The sequence below is a fragment of the Mycobacterium sp. TH-M103 genome (assembly GCF_057473785.1).
In genome coordinates this window covers 1-4509 of record NZ_JBYCLG010000285.1, presented here as the reverse complement: position 1 = coordinate 4509, position 4509 = coordinate 1, and the positions used below count along the sequence as shown (strand labels likewise).

Genomic DNA, 4509 nt, shown 5'->3' with positions numbered 1-4509 from the left:
GCAGGATGCCCTGGACGGTGCTGCCCTGGGTGCGGGCCATGTACTCGGTGCACAGGATCGGTCGCCCCTGCGGGGCGAGTTCGGCGATGCGGCTCTCGAAGGTCGCCGGCTCGGCGTAGGAGTGGAAGGTGATCACGTCGGAGTTGTCGACCTGGATGCCGGCGACGGCGCTGCGGCCGGCGTCCGACCAGTGGCCGTGCCAGACCCCGCTCGTCAACGGCTGGCTCGGGTCGACCGTGCGTGCCCACCCGAACACCTCGGGGAGCAGGTCGGCGACGAGTGCCCGCTTGTCTGCACGTTCGACCGAGCGGTACTGGTTTGCGGGGTTGTCGGGCTCGTTCCACAGGTCCCAGCCCAGGACGCGGTCGTCGTTGCGGAACTGGCTCAGCACGCCGGTGACGTAGCCGCGCAGTGTCCGCCGGTAGCCGCGGTCACCGAGGTGTTCGGCGCCCGGGCTCTGCACCCACCTCGAGTTGTGGATCCCGGGCCGGGGCGCGGGCTGCGGGCCCGGCTTGGGGTGCGGGTCCCAGCAGGAGTCGAACAGCACGAACAGGGGTTTGATGCTGTGGCGCGCGGCGATGGCGACGAATTGCGCCAGCCGGCCCTGAAATCCGCGGGCATCCTGCGCCCAGAGCAGGTCGTGCAGGAAGACCCGCACCGTGTTGAACCCGGCCGAGCGCGCCCAGCCCAGCTCCGTGTCGATGCGTCGCGGGTCGTAGGTGTCGGCGGCGAACATCTCGAGCTGGTTGACCGCATTCGACGTGATGAAGTTGGCCCCGACGGGCCAGGGCAGCGACCGATACCAGCGCTGGGCGCGGTCCGGTGACCACCGGGTGGGGTCCGGTGAGGCGTTCGGCGGTTGTGCGGCCGCGCGCGGTGCCCGGGCCAGTGCGGAGCCTCCTGCCAGTAGCGTCGGCAACTTCAGAATCGTCCGGCGTGCGGCGTGCGCACCCTTGCCCACCCGGGGATCATGTCTGGGAGTAATGGTTACCATCCTGTCACACAACGGTTTTCGGCGTTATGTAACAGAATTGACAGTTACCGGCGGACCAAACGTGGCGCTTTGGACCGATGCGGCGATCTTGCGATCTGGCACCGAATGCGCTCAGCGACAACTACTTTCGCGGCCGCAAGCCGAGTCCGTAGACCAGTCTGCAGGAGTCGGGCGCTGCGCCGGTGGGTCGGCGTCGGCTGGTGCTCAGAAACTGTGTTCGTCGGCCGGGAAGACTCCCTCGGCCACCTCTTGGGCGTACTGCATTGCGGCACGACGCAACTCCGCTCCGACGTCGCCGAACCGCTTGACGAATCGGGCCGTCTTACCGCCGCTCATCCCGGCCATGTCCTGCCAGACCAGGACCTGGCCGTCGCAGTTGGGGCCGGCCCCGATCCCGATCGTCGGGATGGTCAGCTTGCCGGTGATCTGGGTGGCTAGCTCGGCCGGCACCATCTCCATGACCACCGAGAATGCGCCCGCTTCGGCGACGGCGATCGCGTCGGCGACGGTCTGTTCGGCGGCGTCCCCGCGGCCCTGCACCCGGAAGCCGCCGAGGCCGTTGACGCTCTGCGGGGTGAAACCGATATGAGCCATCACCGGGATGCCCGCCGCGCTCAGGCAAGCGATCTGCTCGGCGACCCGCTCGCCGCCCTCGAGCTTGACGGCGTGCGCGCCGCCCTCCTTCATGAAGCGGGTGGCCGAGGCCAGCGCCGCGGCCGGCCCCGCCTCGTAGCTGCCGAACGGCAGGTCGGCGACCACCAGGGCGTGTTGGGCTCCGCGCACGACACCGCGCACCAGCGGGATCAGCTCGTCGATCGAGACGGGCACGGTGGTGTCGTAGCCGTACACCACGTTGGCGGCCGAGTCGCCGACCAGCAGCACCGGGATGCCGGCCTCGTCGAAGACACGAGCGGTCGAGTAGTCGTAGACCGTCAGCATGGCCCACTTGTGGCCTTCGGCCTTCATCTTCTGCAGGTGGTGGGTGCGGATCTTGGTGAGCGGCCGGGACGGCCCGGGAGAGCTTGCACCGTAGACGTTCTGCTCAGACATCGTTGTCCCCAAAGGTGGTCGGGTCGATCCTCGTGGCCCTGGTCGCTTGCGGCGCCGGTGGGTCCCCGGGTTCGTCTGACTCTGGATATTCTGCCATTTCTTTCCCGCAGTCGCACCGTTCGCGGTGTGTGAGACATACCATGCTGCGATGCAGCGCCTCACCGGCCTGGACGCGAGCTTCCTCTACCTGGAGACCCCGTCGCAGCCCTTGCATGTTTGCTCGATCCTCGAGCTGGACACCGCCACCATGCCGGGGGGCTACACCTTCGACCGGCTGCGCGACGCGCTCGCGCTGCGCATCAAGGCCACGCCGGAGTTTCGCGAGAAGCTGGCCAACAGCCCGCTGAACCTCGACCACCCGGTCTGGGTGGACGACGACGGCTTCGACATCGACCGTCACCTGCACCGGATCGCGCTGCCGTCGCCTGGCGGCCGCGCGGAGCTGTCCGAGATCTGCGGTCACATCGCGTCGCTCCCGCTGGACCGCCGCAGGCCGCTCTGGGAGATGTGGGTGATCGAGGGTGTGGCGGGCACCGATTGTCACCGCCTGGCTGATCCGGGAGGCCGCCTGGCGGTGATGACCAAGGTGCACCACGCCGGGGTGGACGGGGTGACCGGCGCCAGCCTGATGGAGAAGCTGTGCAGCACCGAGCCCGACGCCCCTGCGCCGGACCCGGCCGAGGGGGTCGGCGGGGCCAGCGGCTGGCGGATCGCCGCCGGCGGATTGCTGCGGTTCGCCACCCGGCCGTTGCAGCTGGCCGGTGTGGTGCCCGAGACCGTGTCGTCGATGGTCACCACGCTGCGCAAGGTGCGTGACGGCCAGACGATGGCGCGCCCGTTCGCCGCCCCGCGCACCCCTTTCAACGCCACCATCAGCGGCCGCCGCAACATCGCCTACGCCGAACTGGACCTCGACGACGTCAAGACGGTGAAGGACCACTTCGGGGTCAAGGTCAACGACGTGGTGATGGCCCTGGTCTCCGGGGCGTTGCGCCAGTACCTGGGAGAGCGCAGCGGCCTGCCCGCCGCGTCGCTGGTGGCGATGGTGCCCGTCTCGGTGCACGGCAAATCCGACCGCCCCGGGCGCAACCACGTCTCGGGCATGTTCGCCAGCCTACACACCCACGTCGACGACCCGGTCGACCGCCTCAAGGTCATCGCCGAAGCGAATACTGTTGCCAAGCAACATAGTTCGGCAATCGGCGCCACGCTGTTGCAGGATTGGTCGCAGTTCGCGGCCCCGCGTGTCTTCGGGATCGCGATGCGCCTCTACGCCAGAACCAAGCTGACCGAGAGCATGCCGGTCCACAACCTGGTGGTGTCCAACGTCGCGGGTCCGCAGGTCCCGCTGTACCTGTTGGGCTGCGACGTCAAAGCGATGTACCCGCTCGGCCCGATCTTCCACGGGTCGGGTCTCAACATCACCGTGATGTCGCTGCGCGGCAGGTTGGACGTCGGGCTCATCTCCTGCCCCGACCTGCTTCCGGACCTGTGGGATCTGGCCGGCGAGTTCACGGTGGGGATGGAGGAGTTGCTCGCGGCAACCGGCGGGCGCCGCTAACCAGCAACTTGACTCGCCTCTGGCAGCATAGGTGGGCATGAGCCTGTCTCGCCGCGACAAGGTCGCGCGCACGCTGCTGATCTGGACGACGATCGCCGCCGTGGCGCTTCTTCTCGCCGGCTGCCTCCGTGTCGTCGGCGGGCGCGCGGTCATGGCCGGCCCGAAGCTGGGCCAGGCGCTCGAGTGGACTCCGTGCCGCACGGTGGGCGGGAAGGTCAAACTCCCCGGCGGCGCGCTGTGCGGCAGGCTGGCGGTGCCGGTCGACTACGACCACCTCGGCGGCGACGTCGCGACCCTGGCCATGATCCGTTTTCCCGCGACGGGGGACAAGATCGGTTCGCTGGTGATCAATCCCGGCGGCCCCGGCGAGTCCGGCATCGATGCCGCGCTGGGCGTGGTCCAGTCGCTGCCGAAGCGGGTCCGCGAGCGGTTCGACCTCGTCGGGTTCGACCCCCGCGGCGTGGGATCCTCGCGTCCGGCCATCTGGTGCAACTCCGACGCCGACAACGACCGGCTGCGCACCGAACCGGACGTCGACTACACCCCGGCCGGTGTGGCCCACATCGAGGACGAGACCAAACAGTTCGTCGGCCGTTGCGTCGACAAGATGGGCCTGAACTTCCTGGCGAACGTCGGCACCGTCAACGTCGCCCGCGACCTCGACGCCATCCGCGCGGCGCTGGGCGACGACAAGCTGACCTATCTCGGCTACTCCTACGGCACCCGGATCGGCTCGGCCTACGCCGAGGCCTACCCGGAGAACGTGCGGGCGATGATCCTCGACGGCGCCGTCGACCCCAACGCCGATCCCATCGAGGCGGACCTGCGCCAGGCCAAGGGGTTTCAGGACGCGTTCAACGACTACGCCGCCGACTGCGCGAAGAAGCCGACCTGCCCGCTGGGC

The 4509-nt window shown here is 69.0% G+C and carries 4 protein-coding genes; 2 read left to right on the top strand and 2 right to left on the bottom strand.

Annotated elements, in window-relative coordinates:
* Nucleotides 1-994, bottom strand: a 994-nt coding sequence (locus AC2VOR_RS16200; protein WP_486964115.1) for a glycoside hydrolase 5 family protein, incomplete at its 3' end; no start/stop codon positions are given.
* Between the two features lie 204 nt (nucleotides 995-1198).
* Nucleotides 1199-2044 (bottom strand): 3-methyl-2-oxobutanoate hydroxymethyltransferase, encoded by an 846-nt coding sequence (gene panB / locus AC2VOR_RS16195; RefSeq protein WP_369738240.1) that lies wholly within the window; start codon nucleotides 2042-2044, stop codon nucleotides 1199-1201.
* 148 nt (nucleotides 2045-2192) lie between these two features.
* On the opposite strand from panB, the gene AC2VOR_RS16190 reads away from it, so the two are divergent.
* Complete coding sequence (locus AC2VOR_RS16190) at nucleotides 2193-3605, top strand: WS/DGAT/MGAT family O-acyltransferase (RefSeq protein WP_369738241.1); 1413 nt, start codon at nucleotides 2193-2195, stop codon at nucleotides 3603-3605.
* A gap of 31 nt (nucleotides 3606-3636) precedes the next feature.
* A partial coding sequence (locus AC2VOR_RS16185; protein ID WP_486964114.1) for an alpha/beta hydrolase occupies nucleotides 3637-4509 on the top strand: 873 nt, incomplete at its 3' end.

What these genes read in the sequence shown, in the direction of transcription:
- panB (WP_369738240.1), bottom strand. Translation starts at nt 2,044, where the DNA reads ATGTCTGAGCAGAACGTCTACGGTGCAAGCTCTCCCGGGCCGTCCCGG.
- AC2VOR_RS16190 (WP_369738241.1), top strand. Translation starts at nt 2,193, where the DNA reads ATGCAGCGCCTCACCGGCCTGGACGCGAGCTTCCTCTACCTGGAGACC.